This window comes from Arenimonas sp., assembly GCF_041919775.1.
Taxonomy (GTDB): Bacteria; Pseudomonadota; Gammaproteobacteria; order Xanthomonadales; family Xanthomonadaceae; genus Arenimonas.
Window position 1 is genome coordinate 22,257 of sequence record NZ_JAYRTE010000016.1, and the last position, 23,518, is coordinate 45,774.

Consider the following 23,518-nt stretch of genomic DNA (forward strand, 5'->3'; position numbering starts at 1 on the left):
TAACGAGGTTAGCGAGGCTTAGCCTTCGCCTTCCTCGATGGCCTTGATGGACAGGCGGATGCGGCCCTGCTTGTCCACTTCCAGCACCTTGACCTTGACCAGGTCGCCTTCCTTGAGCTTGTCGGAAACCTTCTCGACGCGCTCGTTGGAGATCTGCGACACGTGCACCAGGCCGTCCTTGCCCGGGGCAATGGTGACAAACGCACCGAAGTCCATGATCTTGGCGACCTTGCCTTCGTAGATGCGGCCCGGCTCGACGTCCGAGGTGATCTGCTCGATGCGCGCCTTCGCGGCCTGGGCGGCGGCGGCGTTGACCGAGGCGATGACGATGGTGCCGTCGTCCTGGATGTCGATCTGGGTGCCGGTTTCCTTGGTGATGCCCTGGATGGTGGCGCCACCCTTGCCGATCACTTCGCGGATCTTGTCCGGGTGGATCTTGATGGTCAGCAGGCGCGGCGCGTACTCGGACAGCTCCGAACGCGGCGCGTTGATGGCCTTGTTCATCTCGCCCAGGATGTGCAGGCGGCCGGCCTTGGCCTGGCCCAGCGCGACCTTCATGATCTCTTCGGTGATGCCGTCGATCTTGATGTCCATCTGCAGCGCCGAGATGCCGCCTTCGGTACCCGCCACCTTGAAGTCCATGTCGCCGAGGTGGTCTTCGTCACCCAGGATGTCCGACAGCACGACGTAGTCGCTGCCTTCCTTGACCAGGCCCATGGCGATACCGGCCACCGGCGCCTTGATCGGCACGCCGGCGTCCATCAGGGCCAGCGAGGAACCGCAGACCGAGGCCATCGACGAGGAGCCGTTGGATTCGGTGATCTCGGACACCACGCGGATGGTGTACGGAAACGATTCCATGGTCGGCATCACGGCCTGGACGCCGCGGCGGGCAAGGCGGCCGTGGCCGATCTCGCGACGCTTCGGGCCCATCATGCGGCCGGCTTCACCGACCGAGTACGGCGGGAAGTTGTAGTGGAACAGGAAGTGGTCCTTGGACTCGCCTTCGACGGCGTCGATGATCTGGCCGTCGCGGGCGGTGCCGAGGGTGGCGACCACGATGGCCTGGGTCTCGCCGCGGGTGAACAGCGCCGAACCGTGGGTGCGCGGCAGCACGCCGGTGCGCACCGAGATCGGGCGAACGGTGTCGAGCGCGCGGCCGTCGATGCGGACCTTGGTCCTGAGCACGGACTCACGCATGGTGCTGTATTCGAACTCGCCGAATTCCTTGGCCAGGTCGGCCATGTTCCAGCCATTGGCCTCGGCCTGCGGCTTGAGCGACTCGAGCACTTCCTTCTTCAGCGCCGAGATGGCTTCCTTGCGCTCGAGCTTGTCGCGCACCTGGAAGGCGGCCTCGAGGCGGTTGCCGATGGCGGCCTTGATGGCGTCGACCGGGGCCTGCGCCTTTTCCGGGGCTTTCCAGTCCCAGTGCTTGACGCCCACTTCGGCGACCAGCTCGTTGATGGCGTTGATCGCGACCTGCATCTGCTGGTGGCCGAACATCACGGCGCCCAGCATCACGTCTTCGCTGAGTTCCTTGGCTTCGGACTCGACCATCAGCACGGCGTTGGCGGTACCGGCGACCACCAGTTCCAGGTCCGAGGTCTTGAGCTCGGAAATGGTCGGGTTCAGCAGGTACTTGCCGTCGGCGTAACCGACCTTGGCGGCGCCGATCGGGCCGGCGAACGGGATGCCCGACAGGGCCAGCGCGGCGGACGCACCGATCAGGGCCGGGATGTCGCCGTGCACTTCCGGGTTCATCGACATCACGGTGGCGATGACCTGCACTTCGTTGCGGAAGTGTTCCGGGAACAGCGGGCGGATCGGACGGTCGATCAGGCGGGAGACCAGGGTCTCGCGCTCGGTCTGGCGGCCTTCGCGCTTGAAGAAACCACCCGGGATGCGGCCGCCGGCGTAGAACTTCTCGATGTAGTCGACGGTGAGGGGGAAGAAATCCATGCCCTCGCGCTGGTTCTTGTTGCCAACCGCCGTCACCAGCACGACCGTGTCGCCGAACTTGACGATGACCGAACCACCCGCCTGGCGGGCGACTTCGCCCGTCTCGAGGGTGACTTCGTGCTGACCGTACTGGAACGTCTTGGTTACTTTCGCCACGTTTATCGCTTCCTTTGTCTCTGGATTCATCCCCACGGGGCACCCTGCCCCGCGGTTGTCGCATTTCCGTTCCCGGATGTTCCGTTCCCCGAAAATGCACACGGCGCATTTCTGCGCCGTGTGGGATCTTGCTGTTTTAGCGGCGCAGGCCCAAGCGCTCGATCAGCGTCTGGTAGCGCGCGACGTCCTTCTTCTTGAGGTAGCCGAGCAGGCTGCGGCGCTGGTTGACCATCTTGAGCAGGCCGCGGCGGGAGTGGTGGTCCTGCTTGTGGGCCTTGAAGTGGTCGGTGAGCATGTCGATGCGGGCGGAGAGCAGCGCGACCTGGACTTCCGGCGAACCGGTGTCGTTCGGGGTGCGCTTGAACTCTTCGATGACCTTGGCGGAATCAATGGACATTTGTTTTCTCTTTGGTGATGCGCAGCCTGCAGGAACGCCGCTCTGGGCGACGCACCGCGATGGCCCGCCGGTTGGGGGAATTGCTTGGTGAAAAAGCCGCAAAAGTTTAACGGACAAGGGCTTGCCGGACAAGGCGGATTTTGTGAAGGCGGTCCCGGGGACGGGGTCCGGCGCTGGTTTCAGCAGGCGCTGGCCCAGCGGAACAGGCGTTTCGGCCAGAGCTGGCCCTGATCATCGCGCCGGCCCAGGCCCAGCGACCGGCCGTCCGGGCCGACCAGGTTCAGGTTTGTCGCAGGCTCGCCTGCGACGGCGACCGGCTGGCCATGACCGAGGCGCCGGGCCTGGTCCGCATCGAGGGGCACGGCCTCGAAGTGCACCAGGCCGGCCTCGACCGGCAGCAGCAGGGCGTCCAGCGCCGCGTCGCCGCCCTCGCCCGCCGTGGCCTCGAGTTCGTCGATCGTGAACATGCGCGGCTGCAGGAAGGGTTCGACCCAGGTGCGCCGCAGCGCGGTCACGTGGGCGCCGCAGCCAAGGGCCTCGCCCAGGTCGCGGGCCAGGCTGCGGATGTAGGTGCCGGAGCCGCAGGTCACGGCCAGGCGCAGGCGCGCGCCGTCGAGTTCGAGCAGCGTGATCGACTCCACGTCGACCTCGCGCTCGGGCACCTCGATGGTTTCGCCGCGCCGGGCCTTCACGTACAGCGGCTCCCCGCCCTGCTTGAGGGCCGAATAGATCGGCGGGCGCTGGCGGATCCGGCCGGTCAGGGGCCGCAGCGCGGCTTCGACCTGCGCGCGCTCGAGCGCGGGCACCGGTCGTTCGCGCAGCACTTCGCCGTCGGCGTCGTCGGTGTCGGTGGTGCGCCCCAGTTCAACTCCGGCTTCGTAGGCCTTGCGGCCGCCCAGCAGCAGGCCGGCGATCTTGGTCGCTTCGCCGAAGCACAGGGGCAGCAGGCCGGTGGCCAGCGGGTCGAGCGCGCCGGTGTGGCCGCCCTTCTCGGCGCGGAACAGCAGGCGGGCCCGCTGCAGGGCTTGGTTGGAACTCAGGCCGGCCGGCTTGTCGAGCAGCAGCAGGCCGTCGAGCGGCCGGAAAATCGTGCGACCCATCGGCGGGCCGTCAGTCTTCGGCGGGCGGGACGGGGTTCTCGCGCAGCAGCTGTTCGATGCGCTCGCCCTTGTCCACCGAATCGTCGTAGTGGAAATGCAGCTCGGGCACGTGGCGCATGCGCACCGCCTGCGCCAGGCGATGGCGCAGCTCGGGCGCCAGCTCCTTGAGGGCCGACACCGCGGTGGGGCCCTGCTCGGCCAGCAGCGCGGTGACGAAGACCTTGGCGTGGGCCAGGTCGCGCGTCACCTCGACGTCGGATACCGACACCGACGGCAGGCCGTGTTCGCGCACCGCCTGGTGCACGATCTGGCCCAGGTCGCGGCGCAGCTGCGCCGACACCCGGTCGGTACGATGGAAGCTCTTGGTCGCCATGGTCCGTGCCTCCCTTACAGGGTGCGCTGCACCTCGATGCGTTCGAAGCACTCGATCTGGTCACCCGGCTTGACGTCGTTGTAGGCCTTCACCGCGATGCCGCACTCGGTGCCCGACTTGACCTCTTCGACGTTGTCCTTGAAGCGGCGCAGGGACTCGAGCTCGCCTTCGAAGACCACGACGCTGTCGCGCAGCACGCGGATCGGCTTGCTCTTCTTGACCACGCCCTCGATGACCAGCGAACCGGCGACGGCGCCGAACTTCGAGCTGCGGAACACGTCGCGGACCTCGGCGATGCCGATGATTTCCTCGCGGATCTCCATGCCCAGCAGGCCGGACGCGACCTGCTTCACCTGGTCGATGACGTCGTAGATGATCGAGAAGTAGCGCAGGTCCAGGCCGTTGGTCTCGATGACCTTGCGGGCGCTGGCGTCGGCGCGGACGTTGAAGCCGATGATCACGGCCTTCGAGGTCGCGGCCAGCGTGGCGTCGGACTCGGTGATGCCGCCGACGCCCGAGCTGATCACGTTGATCTTGATCATCTCGTTCGACAGCGCCACCAGGGCCTGGCGCAGCGCCTCCACCGAACCCTGCACGTCGGCCTTCACCAGCAGGTTCAGAGTGACCTGGCCGTTGTCCTGGCCCATCTGGGCCATGATGTCTTCCATGCGGCTGCCGGCGGCGGCGACCAGGCGCGACTCGCGGCGCTTGGCGTCGCGTTCCTGGGCGACTTCCTTGGCCAGGCGCTCGTCGGCCACGACCACGAAGTCGTCGCCGGCGTCGGGCACGCCCGACAGGCCCAGCACCTGCACCGGGATCGACGGCTGCGCCGAATCGACCTGCTTGCCGGCTTCGTCGAACAGCGCGCGGACGCGGCCGTAGTGCGTGCCGCAGACCAGGTAGTCGCCCTTCTTCAGGGTGCCCTGCTGCACCAGCACCGTCGCGACCGGGCCGCGGCCCTTGTCCAGCGCCGATTCGATGACCACGCCGGTAGCGCGGGCGTCGTACACGGCCTGCAGCTCCATCACCTCGGCCTGCAGCGAGATCGCCTCGAGCAGCGCGTCGACGCCTTCGCCGGTCTTGGCCGAGACGTTGACGAACTGCACGTCGCCGCCCCATTCCTCGGGCACGACTTCCAGCTTGACCAGGCCCTGCTTGACGTTGTCCGGGTTGGCTTCCGGCTTGTCGATCTTGTTGACCGCGATCAGCAGCGGCACGTTGGCGGCGCGGGCATGCTGCACGGCCTCCACGGTCTGCGGCATCACGCCGTCGTCGGCAGCCACGACCAGCACGACGATGTCGGTGAGCTTGGCGCCGCGGGCGCGCATCGAGGTGAACGCCGAGTGGCCCGGGGTGTCGAGGAAGCTGATGACGCCCTTGTCGGTTTCCACGTGGTAGGCGCCGATGTGCTGGGTGATGCCGCCGGCTTCGCCGGTGGCCACCTTGGTGCGGCGGATGTAGTCGAGCAGCGAGGTCTTGCCGTGGTCGACGTGGCCCATGATGGTGACCACCGGCGGACGCGGCTTCTTCTCGCCCTGCACTTCTTCCTGCAGCGCCGCGACCAGCGTGGTCTCGGCGTTGTCTTCCTCGGACTTGCTGGCGCGGTGGCCCAGTTCCTCGACGACCAGCACCGCGGTGTCGTGGTCGAGCACCTGGTTGATGGTGGCCATCACGCCCATCTTGAACAGCGCGCGCACCACTTCGCCGCCCTTCATCGCCAGCTTCTGGGCAAGGTCGGTCACGGCGATCGAATCACCGATGAAGACCTCGCGCACGATCGGCGCGGTCGGGCGGGAGAAGCCGTGCTGGCCGCCGCCGCTGCGCGAAGGCTCGGGACCACGGGCGCGGGACTTCTTGCGGTTGCCGGCGGCGCCGCGGCGGGCGCGCTCGGATTCGGAAAGGTGCAGCTGGCCGGCGGCGAAGCGCGTGGCCTGGCCACCGTCGCCTTCGTTGTCGACCATCGCGTGCGAACCGCGCACGGTCTTGTGCTTGCCGGCGGCCTTGCCCGCGGGCGCGGCGGCCTTGGGGCTCGGCGGCGGCGGCGGAGCCGGCTTCGGGCGCGGCTTGCGCTCGTGGATGACGATGGCGCCGGGCGCCAGCGGCGCGACTTCCGGCGCGGCCGGGGCCGCCGGTTCCTCGCTGGCGGGCTTGGCCTTGGCGGCTTCCGCGGCGGCGGCGCGGGCCGCCTCCTCGTTGCGACGCGCGGCCTCGTCGGCCTCGCGCTCGAGCTGGCGCTTGCGGTCGGATTCGGCGATCGCGGCCAGTTCGGCCTCGTTGCGCGCCTTGGACTCCTCGAGCTTGCGCAGGGCTTCGGTGCGCTCGTCGGTGGCCGGCACCGCCTCCACTTCGTCACGCTTGACGTAGGTGCGCTTCTGGCGGACCTCGACGGTGACGGTGGACTTGGACTTGCCGGCGCTGACGGTCAGCTCTTCCTGCTTGCGTCGCTGCAGCGTGATCTTGCGCGGCGCGGCGCCTTCGGCCGGCTTGTCGTCCTTGCCGTGCGTGCGGCGCAGGAAGCCAAGCAGCTTCATCTTCTCGGTGCTGCTGACCACCTGATCCGGCCCGCTGAAGGACATGCCTGCGCCGGCCAGCTGCTCAAGCAGCTTCTCGACGGGCATTCCCAGCACTTTGGCCAGCGAACCAACGGTGACTTCAGACATGTGGTGGCGATTCCTTCGTTTCCTGCGCGCGGGGCGCGCAATGGTGACTCTCGGGTCAGGCGGGGCGGAGCGGTCTTATTCGAACCAGTGCGCGCGGGCGGCCATGATCAGCTTGCCGGCACGCTCCTCGTCCATGTCCTCGATGTCGGTGATCTCGTCCGTGGCCAGCTCGGCCAGGTCGTCGCGGGTGGCCACGCCGCGCGCGGCCAGGGCGTAGGCAGTGGCCTCGTCCATGCCCTCGAGCGACAGCAGGTCGTCGGCCGGCTTGTGTTCCTCGATGTCCTCTTCGACCAGCAGGGCCTCGGTGAGCAGGGCATCGCGGGCGCGGGCGCGCAGTTCCTCGACGATGTCCTCGTCGAAGCCCTCGACGGCCAGCAGCTCGGCGGCCGGCACGTAGGCGATTTCCTCGACCGTGCTGAAGCCCTCGGTGACCAGGATGCCGGCGATTTCCTCGTCGACTTCCAGCTTGTCCATGAACAGCTGGCGCGCGGCCGCCTGTTCGGACTCGGACTTGGCGGTCACCTGGTCCTGGGTCATCACGTTGAGCTGCCAGCCGGTCAGGCGGCTCGCCAGGCGGACGTTCTGGCCGCCCTTGCCGATCGCCTGGGCCAGCTTGTCCTCGGCCACGGCCAGGTCCATCGAGCGCTTTTCCTCGTCGACGATGATCGACTGCACTTCGGCCGGCGCCATCGCGTTGATCACGAACTGCGCCGGGTTGTCCGACCACAGCACGATGTCGATGCGCTCGCCGTTGAGCTCGTTGCTGACGGCCTGCACGCGCGAACCGCGCATGCCGATGCAGGCGCCGATGGGATCGGTGCGGTGGTCGTGGGCGAGCACGGCGATCTTGGCGCGGTCGCCCGGGTCACGGGCCGCGGCCTTGATCTCGACCAGGCCCTGGCCGACTTCCGGCACCTCGAGCTTGAACAGCTCGATCATGAATTCCGGCGCGGTGCGGCTGATGAACAGCTGCGGGCCGCGGGCTTCCGAACGCACGTCCAGCAGGTAGCCGCGCACGCGGTCGCCCGGGCGCAGCACGTCGCGCGGGATGGCCTTGTCCTTCGGAATCAGGGCCTCGGCGTTGCCGCCCAGGTCGACATAGACATTGCCGCGCTCAACGCGCTTGACGATGCCGTTGATCAGCTCGCCGATGCGGTCCTTCCAGGCGTCGACCACCTGGGCGCGCTCGGCTTCGCGCACGCGCTGCACGATCACCTGCTTGGCGGCCTGGGCGGCGATGCGGCCGAACTCGGCGTTCTCGACCTGCTCCTCGACGTAGTCGCCGACTTCGGCGCCTTCCTTCTCGTCGACGGCGTCCATCAGGCGGATCTGGCGGTCCGGCGATTCCATCACCACGTCGTCGGCCACGACTTCCCAGCGGCGGAAGGTTTCGTAGCTGCCGTCGGCCGGATTGATGGCGACACGCATGGCGACGTCCTGCTCGTGGTAGCGCTTCTTCGCGGCCGAGGCCAGCGCGGCCTCCATGGCCTCGATGATCACGCCGCGCGGCACGCCCTTTTCATTGGCCACCGCTTCCATCACCAGCAACAGTTCCTTGCTCATCTCTTCCAGCTCCGTGAAAGGCGTCGGACGCCTCAGGGGTTATCGGATTCATCGCCGGCCTTGCGCTTGCCGCGCGGACCGGTGGGTTTGGGCTGGGCCGCAAGGCCCAGGGCGACGAGGTCGGGGACCAGGCGCGCCTTTTCGATGTTCTCGTGCGCGACCTGCATCTCGCGGCCGTCGAAGGACAGCACGATGGTGTCGCCTTCCACGCGCACGATGCGCGCCTGGAAGCGTCGGCGGCCGTCGACCGGCAGCCGCAGGTTCAGCTTGGCCTGCTCGCCGGTGAAGCGCGCGAACTGGGCCGGCGTGAAAAGCGGGCGGTCGATGCCGGGCGAGGACACCTCCAGCGTGTACTGCGAGCTGATCGGATCCTCGACGTCAAGCACGGCCGCCACTTCGCGGCTGACCGCCTCGCAGTCCTCGATGGCGACGTGGCGGCTGGCGTCGGCGACGTCGATGTACAGGCGCAGCAGCGCGCTGTTGCCGGTCGGGGCGAATTCCACGCCCAGCAGCTCCAGGCCCAGTCCTTCGACGGTGGGCGCAAGCAGATTGCTGATTTCGGTCGCCTTTCCGGTCATTCGTCGGTCCCGCGCCTCATTCGCGTTTGTCAAATTTCGAAAACAAAAAAGGGCCGTGAGGCCCTTTTCCGGTACATCCAGGTTCCGGCTTCCCCGGGATCGGCTGGCAGCCAACCCGGGGAAAAAGCCTGTGCGATGAATTCCTTTCGGAAACCAAAGCCAGAAACTGGTAGCGGGGGCAGGATTTGAACCTGCGACCTTCGGGTTATGAGCCCGACGAGCTGCCAGACTGCTCCACCCCGCAGCAGTGAGCGCGCATTATAGGGGGCTTGGCTTTCGCGGCGCAAGCCCGGCGTGAGATTGATGCTCAGCCGGCACTCAGGCCGGGAACGCCAGGCCGACCCAATGCAGGATGCTGTCGGCGAAAAGTCCCAGCGCCAGCAGCGCGATCGCGTTGACCGCGAACAGCACGCGCAGGTGGCTGTCCGGATGAACCTTCGGGCCCTCGCCTTCGGGTTCGTCGAAGAACATCGCCTTCATCACCCGCAGGTAGTAGAAGGCGCCGATCACCGCGCACACCACGCCGACCACGGCCAGCCACAGCAGGCCGGCGTCCAGCGCAGCCAGCAGGACCTCAAGCTTGGCCCAGAAGCCCAGGAACGGCGGCACGCCGGCCAGCGAGGCCATGATGAACATCACCAGCAGGGCCTGGAACGGATTGCGCGACCACAGGCCGCGGAAGTCGGCGATCTCCTCCGCCTCGTGGCCCTTGCGCGAAAGCAGGATGATGGCGCCGAAGGCCGCCGCCGACATCAGCGCGTAGGCAATCGCGTAGAACATCGCCGCGCCGTGGCCGAGCGGGCCGCCGTGGGCCAGGCCCATGAACAGGAAGCCGACGTGCGAAATGGTCGAATAGGCCAGCATGCGCTTGAGGTTGGTCTGCACCAGCGCGACCAGGTTGCCCACCACCAGCGACAGCGCCGCCAGCCAGGCGACCATGTCCTGCCACTGCGCGTCGAGCGGGCCGACGCCGTCCTCGAGCAGGCGGTAGGCCATGCCGAAGGCCGCCAGCTTCGGCGCCGAGCCGATAAACAGCGTGATCGCGGTCGGCGCACCGTGGTAGGTGTCGGGCAGCCACATGTGGAAGGGCGCGGCGCCGAACTTGAAGGCGATGCCGACCAGCATGAAGACCACGCCGAACAGCAGCAGGGTGCGGTCGCCGGTGGAGGCCGCGGCGGCGTGGATCTCGCCCAGCTGCAGGCTGCCGGTGGCGCCATAGACCATGGACATGCCGTACAGCAGCAGGCCCGAGGCCAGCGAGCCGAGCACGAAATACTTCATCGCCGCTTCCGAGCAGCGCGGGTTGTCACGGTCCATCGCGACCAGGCCGTAGGAGCTCAGCGCCAGCAGTTCCAGGCCCAGGTACAGCACCAGCATGCTGCCGGCCGAGACCATCAGCATCATGCCCAGCACCGAGAACAGGCCCAGCACGTAGAACTCGCCCTTGAACAGGCCGCGGTCCTGCAGGTAGGGCTTGGCATAGACAAAGGACGCGGCGGCCACCAGGTAAATGGCGATCTTGAGCACGTCGCCGATGGTGTCGCGCACGAACAGGTTGGCGAAGCCCCAGGTGGTTTCCGCGCCCAGCTCGCGCGCGGTCAGGACCGCGGCGGCGGCCAGGATGAACAGCGCCAGGAAGTGCGTGAGGCCGCGACGCGCGTCCGAGAGGAACAGGTCGATCATCAGCAGGGCGAAGGCTGCGCCGCAGACGAAGATCTCCGGCCCCAGGGGCTGGAGGTCGGCAAGGGTGGGCATCGGCAGGGCCATCGGGGCTTCCTTACAGCTTGGTGGCGGCGAGCTGGGTCAGCAGCTGCGCGATCGGTGCTTCCATGAGGTCGGTCAGCGGCTTGGGATACACACCCAGCGCCAGGGTGCCCAGGGCGAACACGCCCAGCACCAGGACCTCGCGGCCGTTGATGTCGGTGAGTTCGGCCACGTGGTGGTTGGCGACGTCGCCAAAGACCACGCGCTTGACCATCCACAGGGTGTAGGCCGCGCCCAGGATCAGCGTGAAGCCGGCGCCGAAGGCGACCCACGGGTTGTACTGGAACGAGGCCAGGATGACCATGAACTCGCCGACGAAACCCGAGGTGCCCGGCAGGCCGGCATTGGCCATCGCGAAGAACACGAAGAAGGCCGCGAACCAGGGCATGGTATTCACCACGCCGCCGTAGTCGCGGATCATGCGGCTGTGCATGCGGTCGTAAACCACGCCGACGCAGGAGAACATCGCGCCGGAGATGAAGCCGTGCGAGATCATCTGCACCATCGCGCCCTGCACGCCCAGCTGCGCGGCGTCGGTGTTGCCCAGCTCGCGCACCAGCGCGAAGGCGATGAAGGTGCCGAGGGTGACGAAGCCCATGTGTGCGATCGACGAATACGCGATCAGCTTCTTCATGTCCTCCTGCACCAGCGCGACCAGGCCGATGTAGATCACCGCCGCCAGCGACAGCGCGATCACCAGCCAGGCCCACTCCTGCCCCGCGTCCGGCACGATCGGCAGCGTGAAGCGCAGGAAGCCGTAGCCGCCGATCTTGAGCATGATCGCCGCCAGGATGACCGAGCCGCCGGTGGGCGCCTCGACGTGGGCGTCGGGCAACCAGGTGTGCACCGGGAACATCGGCACCTTCACCGCGAAGGCGGCGAGGAAGGCGAAGAACAGCCACATCTGCTCGGTCGCGGTGAGCTTGAGCAGGTACAGGTCGGCCAGCTGGAAGCTGGCGCCGCCCTCCAGGCGCTCGCCCGAGACGATGTACAGGTACACCAGGCCGACCAGCATGAACACCGAGCCGAGGAAGGTGTACAGGAAGAACTTGATCGACGCGTACACGCGCCGCGGGCCGCCCCAGACGCCGATGATGATGAACATCGGGATCAGCATCGCCTCGAAGAACACGTAGAACAGGATGGCGTCGAGCGCGCAGAAGACGCCGACCATCATGCCCTCGAGGATCAGGAAGGCGGCGAAATACTGGTGGCCCCGGCGCTCGACCGAACCCCACGCACCCACCAGCACCAGTGCCGTGGTCAGCGTGGTCAGGGCGATCAGCGCGATCGACAGGCCGTCCACGCCCAGGTGGTAGCGGATGTCGAAGCTGGGGATCCAGGTGCGGTCTTCGACGAAACGCATCGCGGCCGAACCGGTGTCGTGGCCGGCGAACAGGAACAGGCTCAGCGCGAAGGTGGCGACCGCGACCAGCAGCGCGAACCACTTGGCCTGGGTCTGGCGGGCGTCACCGAAGGCCAGCGTCAGGATGCCGCCGAGGATCGGCAGCCAGACCAGGACGCTCAGCAGGGGCCAGGAGGATTGCATCGGGTCTTCCTTGTCAGTCTCAGGCGCCGGTCATCTTGACCAGCACCGCCAGCAGGACGATGAGGCCAATGATCATGGCGAAGGCGTAGTTGTAGAGGCGACCGGTCTGCACGTGCCGCACCAGGCCGGCGATCCGGTCGACCAGGGTGGCCGAACCGTTCACCAGCAGGCCGTCGATCAGGCCGGCGTCACCGCGCTTCCAGGAGAACTTGCCCAGCTTGATGCCGCCGCCGGCGAAGCCCTTGATCCACAGGTCGTCGAAACCGTACTTGTTCTCGAGCAGGCGCACGACGGGCGCGAACAGCTTCGCGAGGCGGTCGGCCAGCGCCGGGTTGAACAGGTAGATGTAGGTGGCCAGGCCGAAACCGGCGAAGGCCAGCCAGAACACCACCGACTCGATCGCATGGGCGCCGAACTTCACCGCGGCCATGAACCAGCCATACTCGTCGTGCCACAGCAGCTCACCAGCCCGCGCAACCGTATCGTGCGCCGGCATCACCTCGATGGCGCCGCGGAAGAAGTCGCCGAACAGCATCGGACCGACCGTGAAGAAGCCGATGAAAATGGACGGGATCGCCAGCAGCACCAGCGGCACGGTGACCACCCACGGCGACTCGTGCGGCTCGACCGGGCCATGGTGGCCGTGGTGGGCGTCGGCATTCTCGTCGTGGTGCGCGTCGGCGTGCACTTCCGCATGCGGCTCGTGGTGGGCCACCTCGCGGAATCGCTCCTTGCCGTGGAAGGTCAGGTACAGCAGGCGGAAGCTGTAGAAAGCGGTGACGAACACGCCCAGCAGCACCGCGTAATAGCCGTACTGCTGCACCCAGCCGCCCTGCTCCGCCGCCTGCTGCGCGGCGACGATGATGGTGTCCTTGGAGAAATAACCCGACAGGAAGGGCGTGCCGACCAGGGCCAGGGTGCCGATCAGGCTGGTCCAGTAGGTGATGGGCATGTACTTCTTCAGGCCGCCCATCTTGCGCATGTCCTGCTCGTGGTGCATGCCGATGATCACCGAGCCGGCCGCCAGGAACAGCAGCGCCTTGAAGAAGGCGTGCGTCATCAGGTGGAACACGGCGGCCGAGTAGGCCGACACGCCCAGGGCAACGGTCATGTAACCGAGCTGGGAAAGCGTGGAATACGCGACCACGCGCTTGATGTCGTTCTGGACGATGCCGATCAGGCCGGTGAAGAAAGCCGTGGTGGCGCCGATGAACAGCACGAAGGCCAGCGCGGTTTCACTCTGCTCGAACAGCGGCGACATGCGCGCCACCATGAAGATGCCGGCGGTGACCATGGTCGCCGCGTGGATCAGCGCCGAGATCGGGGTCGGGCCTTCCATCGAGTCAGGCAGCCAGACGTGCAGCGGCACCTGCGCCGACTTGCCCATCGCGCCGATGAACAGGCAGATGCAGATGAAGGTCATGATCTCGACATCGACCGGGCCGGACAGCACGTCCATGCTCCAGCCGCCCATGCCGATCTTGCCCGACCACAGGGTGAAGGTGCCCTGCAGCTCGCTGTTGTAGGCATGCGCGAACACGGTCGCGTAGTCGAGCGTGCCGACCCAGGCCAGCACGCCGGCGATGCCGAGCAGGAAGCCGAAGTCGCCGACGCGGTTGACCAGGAAGGCCTTGAGGTTGGCGAAGATGGCGGTCGGGCGCTTGTACCAGAAGCCGATCAGCAGGTAGGACACCAGGCCCACCGCTTCCCAGCCGAAGAACAGCTGCAGGAAGTTGTTGCTCATCACCAGCATCAGCATGCTGAAGGTGAACAGCGAGATGTAGCTGAAGAAGCGCTGGTAGCCCGGGTCCTCTTCCATGTAGCCGATGGTGTAGATGTGCACCAGCAGCGACACGAAGGTGACCACCACCATCATCATCGCGGTGAGCGTGTCGACCATGAAGCCGACGTGGGCCGAATAGCCGCCGACCTCGAAGAAGGTGTAGACGTTCTGGTTGAACGGCGCCGCCTCCAGGCCCACGAACTGCCACAGCACGTGCACCGACAGCGCGCAGCTGACCGCGACGCCCAGGATGGTGACCCAGTGCGCGCCGGCGCGGCCCACCTGCTTGCCGAACAGGCCGGCGATGGCGGAGCCGAGCAGCGGCGCGAGCGCGATGACCAGCAGGATGTTCATTGAAATCATCGCGCGATCAACCCTTCAGCGAATCGAGTTCGGCGACATTGATGGTCCGCCGGTTGCGGAACAGCGTCACCAGGATGGCCAGGCCGATGGCGGCCTCGGAAGCCGCCACGGTCAGGATGAAGAACACGAAGATCTGGCCGTCGACGTGGCCCAGGAAGCGCGAGAAGGCCACGAAGTTGATGTTCACGGCCAGCAGCATCAGCTCGATGCACATCAGCAGCACGATGACGTTCTTGCGGTTGATGAAGATGCCGGCCACCGAGATGCAGAACAGCACCGCGGCGAGCGCGAGGTAATGGCCGAGGCTGATCACGGGTTGCCCTCCTGGCGGGGTTCGGACGCCACCTTGACCAGGCGCACGCGGTCCTCGCGGCGCACGGCGACCTGGCGGGCCGGATCCTGGTGCTTGGTGCCCGGGCGGCGGCGCAGGGTCAGCATCACCGCGATCACCAGCGCGACGGTGAGGATCACGGCGGCGGTTTCAAACGGCAGGATGTACTTGCTGAACAGCGTTTCGCCGATCCACTGGATATTGGTCTTGCCTGCCGCGACCGCCGGGTCGGTGGCCGACAGGCCCACGTCGAAGCGCTGCAGGCCGATCAGCATCACCATCTCGGCGGCCATCACCACCACCACCGCGCCGGTCAGCGGCAGGTAGCGCACGAAACCCTCGCGCATCGGCGTGGTGTTGATGTCGAGCATCATCACCACGAACAGGAACAGCACCATCACCGCGCCGATGTAGACCAGCACCAGCACGACGCCGAGGAACTCGGCCTGCAGCAGCAGCCACAGGCAGGCGACGGAGAAGAAGGTCAGCACCAGGCTGAGCACCGCGTGCACCGGGTTGCGGGCCAGGATGACGCCCAACGCGGCCAGCACGGCGACCGTGGCGAAGGTGAAGAAGGCGGCGAGTTCGTAAGTCATGTCTGTCCTTTGTCCCCTGCCCTCAGCGGAAGGCCGCGTCGGCGGCGCGACGTTCGGCGATCTCGTCCTCGAGGCGGTCGCCCAGGGCCAGCAGCTGGGCCTTGCTGACGATGTTCTCGCCGCGCTTCTCGAAGTGGTACTCGTGCACGTGGGTTTCGACGATCGAATCGACCGGGCAGCTTTCCTCGCAGAAACCGCAGTAGATGCACTTGAACAGGTCGATGTCGTAGCGCGTGGTGCGGCGCGAGCCGTCGGCGCGGCGCTCGGAGTCGATGGTGATCGCCAGCGCCGGGCACACGGCCTCGCACAGCTTGCAGGCGATGCAGCGCTCTTCCCCGTTCGGGTAGCGGCGCAGCGCGTGCAGGCCGCGGAAGCGCACCGACTGCGGCGTCTTCTCGAACGGGTAGTTGAGCGTGTACTTGGGCTTGAACATGTAGCCCAGGGTCAGCTTCATGCCGGCCAGAAGCTCCAGCAACATGAGGCTCTTGAGGTAGTTGGCGATGCGGGTCATGGCTTCCTCAGGCGCCCAGCGTGAACCATTCGTTGTAGGCCATGATGGCCGTCACGAAGATCCAGAAGATCGTGATGGGAATGAACACCTTCCAGCCCAGGCGCATGATCTGGTCGTAGCGATAGCGCGGGAAGGTGGCACGGAACCACAGGAAGCTGAAGGCGAAGAACAGGAACTTCAGGATCAGCCACCACCAGCCCGGCTCGCCCAGGAAACCCCAGGACGCCGGGAACGGCGACAGCCAGCCGCCCAGGAACAGCACGGCGGTCAGGAAGGCCACCAGCATCATGTTGGCGTATTCGGCCAGGAAGAAGATGGCGAAGGCCGAGCCCGAGTATTCGACGTGGAAGCCGGCGACGATTTCCGACTCGCCCTCGGCGACGTCGAAGGGCGCGCGGTTGGTTTCGGCCACGCCGGAGATGAAGTAGATGATGAACAGCGGGAACAGCGGCAGCCAGAACCACTCGAGCAGGCCGGCATTGCCCGACTGGGCCATGACGATCTCGCTGAGGTTCATCGTGCCCGCCGCGACCAGCACGCCGACCAGGGCGAAGCCCATCGCGATCTCGTAGCTGATGACCTGCGCGGCCGAGCGCAGCGCGCCCAGCACCGCGTACTTCGAGTTCGAGGCCCAGCCGCCGATGATGATGCCGTAGACGCCCATCGAGGTGAGCGCCAGCAGCACCAGCAGGCCGGCGTTGACGTTGGCCAGCACCACGCCGTCGTCGAAGGGGATCACCGCCCAGGCCGCCAGCGCCGGGGCCAGCGCCAGCAGCGGCGCCAGCCGGTACAAGAAGCCGCTGGCATTGGTCGGGACGACCAGCTCCTTGAACAGCATCTTGAACACGTCGGCGAAGGCCTGGATCACGCCGATGCCCAGCACGCCGCCGATGAACTGCGGCCCGTGGCGCACGTGCATCCAGCCGATCACCTTGCGCTCGGCCAGCGTGTAGAAGGCCACGCCCACGACCACCGGCAGCGTGATCGCCAGGATCTTGATCAGGGTCCAGAGCACCAGGCCCAGGTCACCGAAGGACAGGAAGAACTCGCGCATCGGATCAAACATGCTCAGGCCCCCACCACGGACAGCCGCGCCGCGGGCGCGATCGGCGCCGTGGCCTCGTAGTCGGATTCGATCCAGGCGGCGCCGCGGGCGACCCGCTTGCTCACCTGCACCGGAAGCGCGGCATTGCCGTGGCCATCGCCGAGCTTGGCCATGGCGCCGTCGGACAGGCCGCGCGCCAGCGCGTCTTCCGGATTCAGGACCACGCGTGCGCCCAGCGTCAGCGGATGCGCGTTGAGCGCGCCCGCGCGGCGCAGCACCGCGTCGCCGCGGTAGATCGGCGTGCTGGTGATGCGCTCGAGGCCGGCATCGGCACCGGCGGCAGCGGCCGGGGCCAGGCCTTCACCGGCGGCCGGCGCCTGCGCAGACAGGCCGGCGCGCAGGCCCGCAAGGTCGGTGTAGTCGAAGCCGGACAGGCCGAGCTGGCCACCCAGCGCGCGCAGCACGCGCCAGCCCGGACGGGCTTCGCCGGGCAGCTTGCCGCCGGCGAGCACGAGCTGGTCGGTGCCGTCGAGGTTGCTCAGGGTGCCGTCAAGCTCGGGCAGCAGGCCGATCGGCAGGATCACCTGGGCGAGGCGCTTGAGGTCGTCGCTGGCGTAGGCCGAGAAGGCCACGATCCTGGCACCGGCCAGCGCCTTGAGCGCCTGGGCGCCGTGCGCAAAGTCGTACTGCGGCTCGACGCCATACAGCAGGTAGGCCGGCAGCGGCTGGGCCAGCATGGCGCCGGCGTCGCGACCGCCCTGCCCCGGCCGCAGGCCGTGACGGGCCAGGCCGATGGCATTGGCGCCCTGCGGGATGCGGTTGAGGCTGGCACCGGTGGCCGAGGCCAGGGCGCGCGCGGCGGCGCGCAGCCAGGAGGCCTGGGCGTGGTTCTCGGCCATTTCGCCGAGCACGATGACCGCCTTGCCGCCCTTGGCCAGCGCTTCGGCCATGGCCTGGGCCGCGTCGTGGTCGGCGGCTTCGATGCCCGACGGCAGCGTGGCACCGGCGGCCTTGGCCACCGCCGCCAACGCACCCGGCAGCTGGGACGGCGCGACGATGCGCTTGCCCGACACCGGGAAGGTGAACTCGAAGTCCACCGGGTTGATGCAGAACACCTTCGCGCCGCGCTTGCCGGCCTTGTGCAGGCGCTGGTGCAGCAGCGGCAGCTCGTGGCGCAGGTTGCAGCCGACCAGCAGCACGGTGTCGGCGAGCTCGAGCTCGGCCGCCGGTAGCTGGAAGGGTTCGGCGAAGGCCGCGTCGGCGAAGTCCAGCGCCTTCAGGCGGTGGTCGAGGTTTGCCGTGCCCAGGCCCTTCGCGAGGGTCGCCAGCTGGGCGCCCTCTTCGTTGGTCGTCGCCGGGTGGGCGAGCACGCCGAGCGAATCGCCGGCTTCCCTGAGCAGCTTGGCCGCGACGGCCAGAGCTTCTTCCCAGGACGCCTCGCGCCAGGCATCGCCTTCGCGCAGCAGCGGCCGGGTGGCCCGGTCGGCCGAATACAGGCCTTCGTGCGAATAGCGGTCGCGGTCAGACAGCCAGCACTCGTTCACCGCCTCGTTGTCGCGCGGCACGGTGCGCAGCACTTCGCCGCGGCGGGTGTGCAGGAACAGGTTGGAACCCAGCGCGTCGTGGTAACCCACGGATTCACGCGCGATCAGCTCCCAGGCGCGGGCGCGGAAGCGGAAGACCTTGTTGGTCAGCGCGCCGACCGGGCACACGTCGATGACGTTGCCCGAGAGTTCGGTCATCAGCGGCTTGCCGTCGTAGGTGCCGATCTGCAGGCGCTCGCCGCGGTACATGCCGCCCAGCTCGAAGGTGCCGGCGACGTCCGCGGTGAAGCGGATGCAGCGGGTGCACTGGATGCAGCGGGTCATGTCGGTGGCGACCAGCGAACCCATGTCCTCGTCCGGCACCACGCGCTTGCGCTCGACGAAACGCGACACCGAGCGGCCATAGCCCATGGCCAGGTCCTGCAGCTCGCACTCGCCGCCCTGGTCGCAGATCGGGCAGTCCAGCGGGTGGTTGATCAGCAGGAACTCCATGACGTTGCGCTGCGCGTCGAGCGCGCGCTTGGTCTGGGTGGTGACCTTCATGCCTTCCATCACCGGCGTGGCGCAGGCCGGTGCCGGCTTGGGCATCTTCTCGACGTCCACCAGGCACATGCGGCAGTTGGCGGCGATCGGCAGCTTCTCGTGGTAGCAGAAGCGCGGGATCGCGACGCCGGCCTTGTCGGCGGCGTGGATGATCATCGAGCCCTTCGGCGCCTGCATCGGCTTGCCGTCGATCTCGATGTTCACCAGGTCCGGCGCGGTGGTGTTGCTCGGCTGGGCGCTCATGCGGCCTGCTCCGTGGTGGCGAGCTGGCCCTTGGCCAGGTCGTCGACGTAGAAACGCTTGTTGACGATCGCGTACTCGAACTCGTGCCAGTAGTGGCGCAGGAAGCCCTGCACCGGCCAGGCGGCGGCTTCGCCGAAGGCACAGATGGTGTGACCTTCGATCTGGCCGGCGGCGGCCTTGAGCATCTGCAGGTCTTCAAGCACCGCCTTGCCTTCCGCGATGCGGGTGAGCATGCGGTACATCCAGCCGGTGCCTTCGCGGCAGGGCGTGCACTGGCCGCAGGATTCGGCGTAGTAGAAGCGCGCGATGCGCTGGCAGGCGCGGACCATGCAGGTGGTTTCGTCCATCACGATGACGGCGCCCGAACCCAGGCCGGAACCGGCCTTCTGGATCGAGTCGTAGTCCATCGTGCAGCCCATCATGATGTCCGCCGGCAGCACCGGCATCGAGCTGCCGCCCGGGATGACCGCCTTGAGCTTGCGGCCACCCTTCACGCCACCGGCCATTTCCAGCAGTTCGCTGAAAGGCGTGCCCAGGCGGATCTCGAAGTTGCCCGGGTTGTTGACGTGGCCCGACACCGAGAACACCTTCGGGCCGCCGTTGTTGGGCTTGCCCAGATTGAGGAACCACTCGGCGCCGTTGCGCATGATCGCCGGCACGGACGCGTAGGTTTCGGTGTTGTTGATCGTGGTCGGCTTGCCGAACAGGCCGAAGTTGGCCGGGAACGGCGGCTTGTAGCGCGGCTGGCCCTTCTTGCCCTCGAGCGATTCCATCATCGCGGTCTCTTCGCCGCAGATGTAGGCGCCTGCGCCGAGCGCGGCATGGATGTCCACGTCCACGCCCGAGCCCTGGATGTCCTTGCCCAGCCAGCCGTTGGCGTAGGCTTCCTTCAGCGCCTCTTCGAAATGTTCGAAGGGCTCGTGGTGGAATTCGCCGCGCAGGTAGTTGTAGCCGACCGTGCAGCCGGTGGCGTAGCAGGCGATCGCCATGCCCTCGATCACCGAGTGCGGGTTGTAGCGCAGGATGTCGCGGTCCTTGCAGGTGCCCGGCTCGGATTCGTCCGAGTTGCACAGGATGTACTTCTGGCCGGGCGCCTGGCGCGGCATGAAGCTCCACTTCAGGCCGGTCGGGAAGCCGGCGCCGCCGCGGCCGCGCAGGCCCGACTGCTTGACCATCTCGATGACGGCCGCCGGGTCCATCTTCTCCGCGAGGATCTTGCGCCAGGCGGAATAACCGCCGGTCTTGAGGTAGTTCTCGTAGGACCAGGGCTTGTCGAAGTGCAGCGTCGTGTAGACGACGTTGTGCTCCTGCGGGGCCGGGCCCACGGGGCCGGTGGCTTCGGAATAGCGGGAATCGTGCGCCATGTTCCTAGATCACTCCAGTCCGTCGAGCAGCTTGTCCACCTGCTCGGTGGTCAGCTTCTCGTGGTAATGGCCATCGACCACCATCATCGGCGCGCCGGCGCAGGCCGCCAGGCACTCTTCCTCGACCTTGAGGAAGATCCGGCCGTCCGGGGTGGATTCGCCGTGCCGGATGCCGAGCTTGCCTTCGCAGTGGCGCACGATGTCCTCCGCGCCGTTGAGCCAGCAGCTGATGTTGGTGCAGATGGCGACCTTGTGCCGGCCGACCGGCTGCAGGTCGAACATCGAATAAAAACTCGCGACCTCGTAGGCCCACACCGGCGGGATGCCGAGGTACTTGGCGGTGGCGGCGATCAGTTCGTCGCTGAGCCAGCCGCCGTTCTGTTCCTGGGTGGCCATCAGGCCCTGGATCACGGCCGAACGCTTGCGGTCGGGCGGGAACTTGGCGACCCAGTGGTCGATGTGCGCGCGCGTGGCGTCGGACAGCGCGACCATGGGGTCGACGTCCTGGCAGGCGGCGAAATTTCCGGTGGCTTTCATCGGTCTGGCAGTCCTTAGCGATCGATCTCGCCGAACACGACGTCGTAGGTGCCGATCATGGCGACCACGTCGGGCAGCATGTGGCCGCGCACGATCGCGTCCATGGACGAGAGATGGGCGAAACCCGGCGCGCGCAGCTTCAGGCGGAAAGGCTTGTTGGCGCCGTCGGAGACGATGTAGGCGCCGAACTCGCCCTTGGGGGCTTCCACCGCGGCATAGGCTTCGCCGGCCGGCACGGAATAACCTTCCGTGAACAGCTTGAAGTGGTGGATCAGCGCTTCCATGTCGTCCTTCATCTCGGCGCGGCGCGGCGGCGCGACCTTGAAGTTGCGCACCATCACCGGGCCCGGGTTGGCCCGCAGCCACTGGACGCACTGCTTGATGATGCGGTTGGACTGGCGCATTTCTTCCATGCGCACGAGGTAGCGGTCGTAGCAGTCACCCTGCACGCCCACCGGGATGTCGAAATCGACCTTGTCGTAGGCGGCGTAGGGCTGCTTCTTGCGCAGGTCCCAGGCCAGGCCGGAGCCACGCAGCATCGGACCGGTCATGCCCCAGGCCAGGGCCTTCTCGACCGGCACCACGCCGATGCCGACGGTGCGCTGCTTCCAGATGCGGTTGTCGGTGAGCAGGGTTTCGTACTCGTCGACCCGGCGCGGGAAGTCGTCGGTGAAGGCGTCGAGGAAGTCGAGCATCGAGCCTTCGCGCCACTCGTTGACGCGCTTGAGCTCGCTGCCCTTGCGCCACGGCGATTCCCGGTACTTGGGCATCGCGTCGGGCAGGTCGCGGGCGACGCCGCCCGGGCGGTAATACGTGGCGTGCATGCGCGCGCCGGAGACCGCCTCGTAGCAGTCCATCAGCTCTTCGCGTTCGCGGAAGGCGTACAGGAACACCGCCATCGCGCCCAGGTCGAGGCCGTTGGAGCCAACCCACATCAGGTGGTTCAGGATGCGGGTGATCTCGTCGAACATGGTGCGGATGTATTCCGCACGCATCGGCACCTCGACGCCCATCAGCTTCTCGATGGCGCGCACGTAGGCGTGCTCGTTGCACATCATCGAGACGTAGTCGAGCCGGTCCATGTAACCGATGGACTGGTTGTAGGGCTTGGACTCGGCCAGTTTTTCGGTGCCTCGGTGCAGCAGGCCCACGTGCGGGTCGGCGCGCTGCACGACCTCGCCGTCCATCTCCAGCACCAGGCGCAGCACGCCGTGCGCGGCCGGGTGCTGGGGACCGAAGTTGAGGGTGTAGTTGCGGATTTCCTGGGTCATGGCCGGTCAGTCCTTGCTCGGCTGCTCGGAGGCGGCTTGCTGCCAGCGCGAGTCTTCGCGCACCACGCGCGGCACGCCGACGCGCGGCTCGATCGAAACGGGTTCGTAGACCACGCGCTTGCGTTCGGCGTCGTAGCGGACCTCGACGTTGCCGATCAGCGGGAAGTCCTTGCGGAACGGATGGCCGACGAAGCCGTAGTCGGTGAGGATGCGGCGCAGGTCCGGGTGGCCTTCGAAGATGATGCCGAACAGGTCGAAACACTCACGCTCGAACCAGTTCGCGACCGGCCAGACCTCGACCAGCGAGGGCACGACCGGCAGGCTGTTGTCGGCGGCAAAGCAGCGCATGCGCAGGCGGCGGTTGTGGCGCACCGACTGCAGGTGCACGACCACCGCGAAGCGGCGCTCGGGGCCGTTGCCGCGCGGGCGGTGTTCCCAGTCGAAGCGGCCCGGGCCGGCGGCGCCTTCGACGCCGCGCGAGAAACCTTCCGAGGACACGTCGTCGGTGTCCCACTCGTCGTCGCCGTAGCCGAGGTAGTCGACGCCGCACAGGTCGATCAGCTGCTCGAAGCCCAGTTCGGGATCGTCGCGCAGGATGCGCGCGGCCGCGTCCCAGCCCTCGGGGGTGATTTCGACCGTGGTTTCGCCCAGCGCCTCGTGCACGGACACCAGCTTGTCCTGCAGGCGCGCCTTGAGGCGCTCGGTGAAGCTCGTCGTCGGTTCGACCATGGCGTCGGCTGGGTCCTTAGCGGGCGATGGTGTTGGTGCGGCGGATCTTCTTCTGCAGCTGCAGGATGCCGTAGATCAGCGCTTCCGCGGTCGGCGGGCAGCCCGGCACGTAGACGTCCACCGGCACCACGCGGTCGCAGCCGCGCACCACCGAATAGGAATAGTGGTAATAACCGCCGCCGTTGGCGCAGCTGCCCATCGAGATGACCCACTTGGGCTCGGGCATCTGGTCGTAGACCTTGCGCAGCGCCGGGGCCATCTTGTTGACCAGGGTGCCGGCGACGATCATCACGTCGGACTGGCGCGGCGACGGGCGGAAGATGACGCCGTAGCGGTCGAGGTCGAGGCGCGAGGCGCCGGCGTGCATCATTTCGACCGCGCAGCAGGCCAGGCCGAAGGTCATCGGCCACATCGAGCCGGTGCGGGCCCAGTTGACCAGCGCGTCCACCGAGGTGGTGACGAAACCGCGCTCGAGCAGCGGGTTGTCGCCTTCGGGGCGCAGGATGTCGTCGACCCGCCCTTCCGGGATCGGGTTGTGCATGAAATTCGAAACGGACTG

General features: G+C 67.3%; 20 protein-coding genes and 1 tRNA gene. All 21 read right to left on the reverse strand.

Translation table 11 applies throughout. The annotated features are described in order from the left end of the window. Nucleotides 1-18: 18 nt before the first annotated feature. Nucleotides 19-2,115 carry a polyribonucleotide nucleotidyltransferase gene (gene pnp, locus ACE3TE_RS09825; RefSeq protein ID WP_374604483.1) on the reverse strand — a complete coding sequence of 699 codons (2,097 nt, stop codon included), beginning with the start codon at nt 2,113-2,115 and terminating at the stop codon, nt 19-21. 136 nt (nt 2,116-2,251) lie between these two features. Further along, complete coding sequence (gene rpsO, locus ACE3TE_RS09830) at nt 2,252-2,512, reverse strand: 30S ribosomal protein S15 (RefSeq protein ID WP_374604485.1); 261 nt, start codon at nt 2,510-2,512, stop codon at nt 2,252-2,254. A gap of 179 nt (nt 2,513-2,691) precedes the next feature. Further along, a complete protein-coding gene (truB, locus tag ACE3TE_RS09835; RefSeq protein ID WP_374604487.1) occupies nt 2,692-3,612 on the reverse strand; it encodes a tRNA pseudouridine(55) synthase TruB in 921 nt (306 codons plus the stop codon). 10 nt (nt 3,613-3,622) lie between these two features. Then, nucleotides 3,623-3,985 (reverse strand): 30S ribosome-binding factor RbfA, encoded by a 363-nt coding sequence (gene rbfA, locus ACE3TE_RS09840; RefSeq protein ID WP_374604488.1) that lies wholly within the window; start codon nt 3,983-3,985, stop codon nt 3,623-3,625. A 14-nt stretch (nt 3,986-3,999) separates the two neighbouring features. Beyond that, nucleotides 4,000-6,645 (reverse strand): translation initiation factor IF-2, encoded by a 2,646-nt coding sequence (gene infB, locus ACE3TE_RS09845; protein WP_374604489.1) that lies wholly within the window; start codon nt 6,643-6,645, stop codon nt 4,000-4,002. 75 nt (nt 6,646-6,720) lie between these two features. Further along, complete coding sequence (gene nusA / locus ACE3TE_RS09850) at nt 6,721-8,208, reverse strand: transcription termination factor NusA (RefSeq protein ID WP_374604491.1); 1,488 nt, start codon at nt 8,206-8,208, stop codon at nt 6,721-6,723. Between the two features lie 32 nt (nt 8,209-8,240). Then, entirely contained in the window at nt 8,241-8,786 is a 546-nt protein-coding gene (rimP, locus tag ACE3TE_RS09855) for a ribosome maturation factor RimP (protein WP_374604493.1), read from the reverse strand. Between the two features lie 167 nt (nt 8,787-8,953). After that, a tRNA-Met gene (locus ACE3TE_RS09860) sits at nt 8,954-9,030 on the reverse strand. A gap of 74 nt (nt 9,031-9,104) precedes the next feature. Next, complete coding sequence (nuoN, locus tag ACE3TE_RS09865; RefSeq protein WP_374604495.1) at nt 9,105-10,553, reverse strand: NADH-quinone oxidoreductase subunit NuoN; 1,449 nt, start codon at nt 10,551-10,553, stop codon at nt 9,105-9,107. 10 nt (nt 10,554-10,563) lie between these two features. Further along, nucleotides 10,564-12,099, reverse strand: a complete 1,536-nt coding sequence (locus ACE3TE_RS09870; protein ID WP_374604497.1) for an NADH-quinone oxidoreductase subunit M — start codon at nt 12,097-12,099, stop codon at nt 10,564-10,566. Between the two features lie 19 nt (nt 12,100-12,118). Beyond that, a complete protein-coding gene (nuoL, locus tag ACE3TE_RS09875) occupies nt 12,119-14,245 on the reverse strand; it encodes an NADH-quinone oxidoreductase subunit L (protein ID WP_374604498.1) in 2,127 nt (708 codons plus the stop codon). Between the two features lie 7 nt (nt 14,246-14,252). Then, entirely contained in the window at nt 14,253-14,558 is a 306-nt protein-coding gene (nuoK, locus tag ACE3TE_RS09880; protein ID WP_374604500.1) for an NADH-quinone oxidoreductase subunit NuoK, read from the reverse strand. Further along, nucleotides 14,555-15,172, reverse strand: a complete 618-nt coding sequence (locus tag ACE3TE_RS09885; RefSeq protein WP_374604502.1) for an NADH-quinone oxidoreductase subunit J — start codon at nt 15,170-15,172, stop codon at nt 14,555-14,557. Before ACE3TE_RS09885 ends, nuoK begins: the two co-directional genes overlap by 4 nt. Nucleotides 15,173-15,194: 22 nt before the next feature. Then, nucleotides 15,195-15,683, reverse strand: coding sequence for an NADH-quinone oxidoreductase subunit NuoI (nuoI, locus tag ACE3TE_RS09890; RefSeq protein WP_374604504.1), 489 nt, complete (start codon nt 15,681-15,683; stop codon nt 15,195-15,197). Nucleotides 15,684-15,690: 7 nt separating this feature from the next. After that, a complete protein-coding gene (gene nuoH / locus ACE3TE_RS09895; RefSeq protein ID WP_374604542.1) occupies nt 15,691-16,737 on the reverse strand; it encodes an NADH-quinone oxidoreductase subunit NuoH in 1,047 nt (348 codons plus the stop codon). 14 nt (nt 16,738-16,751) lie between these two features. Next, a complete protein-coding gene (nuoG, locus tag ACE3TE_RS09900; RefSeq protein WP_374604505.1) occupies nt 16,752-19,058 on the reverse strand; it encodes an NADH-quinone oxidoreductase subunit NuoG in 2,307 nt (768 codons plus the stop codon). Next, complete coding sequence (gene nuoF, locus ACE3TE_RS09905) at nt 19,055-20,422, reverse strand: NADH-quinone oxidoreductase subunit NuoF (RefSeq protein WP_374604507.1); 1,368 nt, start codon at nt 20,420-20,422, stop codon at nt 19,055-19,057. Before nuoF ends, nuoG begins: the two co-directional genes overlap by 4 nt. Nucleotides 20,423-20,431: 9 nt before the next feature. Next, the gene (nuoE, locus tag ACE3TE_RS09910) at nt 20,432-20,959 is read right to left on the reverse strand and encodes an NADH-quinone oxidoreductase subunit NuoE (RefSeq protein WP_374604509.1); all 528 of its coding nucleotides are present in this window, start codon (nt 20,957-20,959) and stop codon (nt 20,432-20,434) included. A gap of 14 nt (nt 20,960-20,973) precedes the next feature. After that, complete coding sequence (locus ACE3TE_RS09915; RefSeq protein ID WP_374604511.1) at nt 20,974-22,230, reverse strand: NADH-quinone oxidoreductase subunit D; 1,257 nt, start codon at nt 22,228-22,230, stop codon at nt 20,974-20,976. A gap of 6 nt (nt 22,231-22,236) precedes the next feature. Next, on the reverse strand, nt 22,237-22,959 hold the full coding sequence (locus tag ACE3TE_RS09920) for an NADH-quinone oxidoreductase subunit C (protein ID WP_374604513.1): 723 nt from the start codon (nt 22,957-22,959) through the stop codon (nt 22,237-22,239). Between the two features lie 16 nt (nt 22,960-22,975). Beyond that, nucleotides 22,976-23,500: an NADH-quinone oxidoreductase subunit B family protein gene (locus ACE3TE_RS09925; protein ID WP_374604544.1), complete on the reverse strand. Its 525-nt coding sequence runs from the start codon at nt 23,498-23,500 to the stop codon at nt 22,976-22,978. Between the last annotated feature and the right edge of the window lie 18 nt (nt 23,501-23,518).